Annotated in this window: 4 protein-coding genes; 1 reads left to right on the top strand and 3 read right to left on the bottom strand. The window is 61.5% G+C overall.

Translation table 11 applies throughout. The annotated features are described in order from the left end of the window. Positions 1–9: 9 nt before the first annotated feature. The 3 genes from catA to SNL23_RS27275 are packed head-to-tail and all read right to left on the bottom strand — an operon-like array spanning position 10 to position 2,413. Positions 10–939, bottom strand: coding sequence for a catechol 1,2-dioxygenase (catA, locus tag SNL23_RS27265; RefSeq protein WP_318304243.1), 930 nt, complete (start codon positions 937–939; stop codon positions 10–12). 42 nt (positions 940–981) lie between these two features. Continuing rightward, positions 982–1,272, bottom strand: coding sequence for a muconolactone Delta-isomerase (gene catC, locus SNL23_RS27270; protein WP_076013816.1), 291 nt, complete (start codon positions 1,270–1,272; stop codon positions 982–984). A 16-nt stretch (positions 1,273–1,288) separates the two neighbouring features. Continuing rightward, the gene (locus SNL23_RS27275; RefSeq protein WP_318304246.1) at positions 1,289–2,413 is read right to left on the bottom strand and encodes a muconate cycloisomerase family protein; all 1,125 of its coding nucleotides are present in this window, start codon (positions 2,411–2,413) and stop codon (positions 1,289–1,291) included. Between the two features lie 114 nt (positions 2,414–2,527). Here SNL23_RS27275 and SNL23_RS27280 point away from each other — a divergent pair, with 114 nt between their 5' ends. Then, complete coding sequence (locus tag SNL23_RS27280; RefSeq protein WP_318304248.1) at positions 2,528–3,403, top strand: LysR family transcriptional regulator; 876 nt, start codon at positions 2,528–2,530, stop codon at positions 3,401–3,403. The last annotated feature ends 16 nt before the right edge of the window (positions 3,404–3,419 follow it).

Consider the following 3,419-nt stretch of genomic DNA (forward strand, 5'->3'; position numbering starts at 1 on the left):
TTACCGCGTTCAGTCTTCGAGCGCGCGCACTCGCTGCATACGTTTCTGCTCCACCGGCGCCGCCGCCGGCTGCAACTCAAAGTCAAAATCAATCTGCGCGAACTGCCCTTCCACCCCAAACTCTTTCGCCAGGTTTGCGTCCTCGCTGAAACGAATCTCGGCGATCAACTCGTCCCGCGTCGCATAGGCAAAATCATCATGCAGGTACGGATCATCCGACAGGTTGATCTGCGTCGTCAGGTGCCGATGGCCCGGCGCCGAGATGAAGAAGTGGATATGCGCAGGCCGCTGGCCATGGCGCCCCAACTGGTCCAGCAACTGCTGGGTCGGACCGGTCGGCGGGCAGCCATACCCGGACGGTACGATGCTGCGGAAACGGTAGTTGCCCTGGGCATCGGTCTCGATCCGCCGACGCAGGTTGAACTCCGACTGCGTGCCGTCAAACCACGAATACGTGCCGCCGGTATTGGCCTGCCACACGTCGACAATCGCCCCCGCCAGCGGCTTGCCGTTCGTGTCGCGCACCTGGCCTTGCATGAACAGCGGCACGCCCGGGTCCTGCCCGTCATCCAGCCGCGCTTCAAACTTGGACAGCGGCGCCCCGGCCACATACAGCGGGCCTTCGATGGTGCGCGGGGTGCCGCCGGACTTGCCGGCTTCTTCGTCTGCCGCGTCCATCAGCATGTCCAGGTAATGCTCCAGGCCCAAGCCGGCCGCGAGTAACCCGGCTTCCTGGTTCTTGCCCAGTTCGTTGAGGTAGTTGACCGCCTTCCAGAACTCTTCCGGGGTCACTTCCAGGTCTTCGATGATGTTCACCGTGTCCCGCAGGATCCGGTAGATCAGCGCCTTGGCCCGTGGGTTGCCGCCGTCGTTCAGGTTGCCGCTGGCTTCTTCGAGAAACTGTTGGGCGTGAGCAGTCTGGGAAAGTCGGATGGACATGGTGCAATCCTCATCTTGTAATTATTAGGTGAAAAAACAGACTCAGCGATCATCCTCACGGATCGACGATGGATGCCGGCACAGGGCATTCACTTCGATGGCCATGTAAGGATAAAGCGGCAGTTGCATCAACAGGTCATGCAGTTCCTGCACGCTGTCGACATCGAACACGCTGTAGTTGGCATACAGCCCGGCGATGCGCCACAGGTGGCGCCATTTGCCCTCTTGTTGCAGCCGCTGGGAGAAGGCTTTTTCTTCAGCCTTGAGGCCGGCAGCGTGCTCGGGGTTCATGTCGACGGGCAGGTTCACGGTCATTTTTACGTGGAACAACATCGCAAGTGTCCTCGGGTTATTTGTCGCGACGGAAGAACGTCAGGCGCTCTTCATCGATGGCCAGGCCCAGGCCCGGAGCGGTGGAGACATGCAGGTGGAAATCGCGGTACACCAGCGGCTCGGCGAGGATGTCTTCGGTGAGCAGCAGCGGGCCGAACAGCTCGGTGTCCCACGCCAGTTTGTTCAAGGTGAGAAAGGCATGGGCCGAGGCCAGGGTGCCGATACCGCCTTCGAGCATGGTGCCGCCGTACAGGCCGATGCCCGCCGCTTCGGCAATCGCCGCGGTGCGCAATACCGCACGCGGGCCGCCGTTTTTGGCGATCTTCAGGGCGAACACCGAGGCCGCGCCTTCGCGGGCCAGGTTGAAGGCATCTTCCACACATTCGATGGATTCGTCGGCCATGATCGGCGCGGGGCTCGACAAGTTGAGCCGGACCATGCCGCCACGGTTATTGCGCGAAATCGGTTGTTCGATCAGGTCGATGCCGTTGTCGCCCAGCACCTTGCAGGCGCGCAGGGCCACGGCTTCGTCCCAGGCCTGGTTGACGTCGACCCGCACGCTGGCGCGGTCGCCCAGGGCTTTTTTGATCGCGATGACGTGGGCCAGGTCCTGGCTGACCTCACCGGCGCCGATCTTCAGTTTGAAGATGCGGTGGCGGCGCAGGTCGAGCATCTTCTCGGCCTCGGCGATGTCTTTTTCGGTATTGCCACTGGCGAGGGTCCAGGCCACTGGCAAGGCGTCCCGCACACGGCCACCTAGCAATTCGCTGACCGGCAAATTCAGGCGTTTACCGAGGGCGTCGAGCAAGGCGCTTTCGATACCCGACTTGGCAAAGGTGTTGCCCCGAATGCTGCGCTCCAGGCGCAACATGGCGGCATTGATGTTGCTCGCATCCTGGCCAAGCAGCAGCGGCGCGAAGTGCCGGTCGATGTTGATCTTGATGCTGTCGGGGCTTTCATTGCCGTAGCTCAGGCCGCCGATGGTGGTGGATTCACCGATGCCTTCGATACCGTCGGCGCAGCGCACGCGGATGATCACCAGGGTCTGGTTCTGCATCGTGTGCATCGCCAGCTTGTGCGGGCGAATGGTAGGGAGATCGACGATGATGGTCTCGATCGACTCGATGGCGCAAATCGGCATGGCAATACCCGTTGGATTCTTTATAGATTTGGCCTGATTCTGTTCCGCATTTTTTCTGGCTTCCAATATAGAATTGGTCTCGAACAATACCCTTAAGGTATGAATGGAGTCCTTATGGAACTGCGCCATCTGCGTTACTTCCAGGTGCTGGGGGAAACCCTCAACTTCACCCGCGCCGCCGAACGCCTGCACATTGCCCAGCCGCCGTTGAGCCGGCAGATCCAGCAACTGGAGGACGAACTGGGCGTGATCCTGCTGGAACGCGGGCGGCCGTTGCGCCTGACCGAGGCCGGGCGGTTTTTCTATGAGCACGCCAATGTGCTGCTGGAGCAACTGGGCAAGGTGTGCGATAGCACCCGGCGCATTGGCTTGGGCGAAAAGACCTGGCTGGGCATCGGTTTTGCGCCGTCGACGCTGTATGGCGTGCTTCCGGAGTTGATTCGCCGGCTGCGCAGCCACGATGGCCTGGAGCTGGAATTGGGCCTGTCGGAAATGACCACGTTGCAACAGGTCGAAGCCCTCAAGGCCGGGCGGATAGACGTGGGTTTCGGGCGGATTCGCATCGACGATCCGGCGATTGTGCAGCGGGTATTGGTGGAGGATCGACTGGTGGCGGTGTTGCCGGCCGGGCATCCCTTGCTGGGCGCGCCGGCCACCTTGGCGCAATTGGCCGCAGAACCTTTCGTGCTCTACCCCGGCAACCCGCGGCCCAGCTACGCCGACCATGTGATCGCGCTGTTCGACGCCCACGGCTTGAGCCTGAAGGTGGCGCAGTGGACCAATGAATTGCAGACCGCCATCGGCCTGGTGGGCGCGGGCATGGGCGTGACCCTGGTGCCGGCCTCGGTGCAAGTGCTGCATCGTGCCGATATCGGCTACACGCCGGTGGTGGAAGCCACCGCCACTTCGCCGATCATTCTTAGCCGGCGGATCAATGACCAGTCGCCGGGGCTCAGTCATTGCCTGCAATTGGTGGAAGAGTTGATTTAAAAGAACACCACACATC

This window comes from Pseudomonas sp. SED1, assembly GCF_034044025.1.
Classification (GTDB): domain Bacteria; phylum Pseudomonadota; class Gammaproteobacteria; order Pseudomonadales; family Pseudomonadaceae; genus Aquipseudomonas.

Excerpts from the sequence above, each read along its gene's own strand:
- catA (WP_318304243.1), bottom strand. The coding sequence starts at position 939 with ATGTCCATCCGACTTTCCCAGACTGCTCACGCCCAACAGTTTCTCGAA.
- catC (WP_076013816.1), bottom strand. The coding sequence starts at position 1,272 with ATGTTGTTCCACGTAAAAATGACCGTGAACCTGCCCGTCGACATGAAC.
- SNL23_RS27275 (WP_318304246.1), bottom strand. The coding sequence starts at position 2,413 with ATGCCGATTTGCGCCATCGAGTCGATCGAGACCATCATCGTCGATCTC.
- SNL23_RS27280 (WP_318304248.1), top strand. The coding sequence starts at position 2,528 with ATGGAACTGCGCCATCTGCGTTACTTCCAGGTGCTGGGGGAAACCCTC.